Genomic DNA, 625 nt, shown 5'->3' with positions numbered 1-625 from the left:
TTCTCGCCTCAGCGCCATTTCTCTGTCCTTTCGATCCATTCTCGCGTGCGCGTTTCGGGATCGGCGTTGAGCGTGATGTCGGTCACCACGGCCGCGCTGTCCGCACCAGCCTCAAAGACACTGTCGAGCCGGTCGGGGTTGAGGCCGCCGATGGCGACCAATGGGATCGGCGCTACCCGATGCTTCCATTTGCTGATCCGCTCGAGCCCTTGCGGCGCCCATTTCATCTTCTTGAGGCTAGTGGGATAAATAGGCCCCAGGGCCACATAGTCCGGCTCGGCCGCTAGCGCCGTTTCCAGTTCGGTATGATCGTGGGTCGAAAGCCCGAGCTTCAATCCGGCGTACTTAATCGCCAGCAGGTCAGCCGCAGCCAAATCCTCTTGGCCGAGATGTACGAAGTCGCAGCCTTCCTCAATGGCGAGTCGCCAATAGTCGTTGACAATCAGTTGGCAACCATGGACCGCGCAGACGTCGTTCGCGCGGCGGATTTCCGAGCGCAGCGTGACCTCGTCCCTATCCTTGATGCGCAGCTGCACCAGCCTGACGCCGAGTGGCACTAGCCGTTCGATCCAGGCAGCGCTGTCGACGATCAGGTAGAAGGGATCGAGCTTCATGAAAAAACTGC

The 625-nt window shown here is 60.2% G+C and carries 1 protein-coding gene; it reads right to left on the bottom strand.

The features are described from left to right. Positions 1-8: 8 nt before the first annotated feature. Complete coding sequence (locus NKJ12_RS32185) at positions 9-614, bottom strand: thiamine phosphate synthase (RefSeq protein WP_352707751.1); 606 nt, start codon at positions 612-614, stop codon at positions 9-11. Positions 615-625 lie beyond the last annotated feature (11 nt).

Source organism: Mesorhizobium sp. M0195, from assembly GCF_040322115.1.
Taxonomy (GTDB): domain Bacteria; phylum Pseudomonadota; class Alphaproteobacteria; order Rhizobiales; family Rhizobiaceae; genus Mesorhizobium.
This window is presented reverse-complemented; position numbering and strand designations above follow the sequence as displayed.

Coding starts and splice junctions, on each gene's coding strand:
- NKJ12_RS32185 (WP_352707751.1), bottom strand. CDS start 614: ATGAAGCTCGATCCCTTCTACCTGATCGTCGACAGCGCTGCCTGGATC.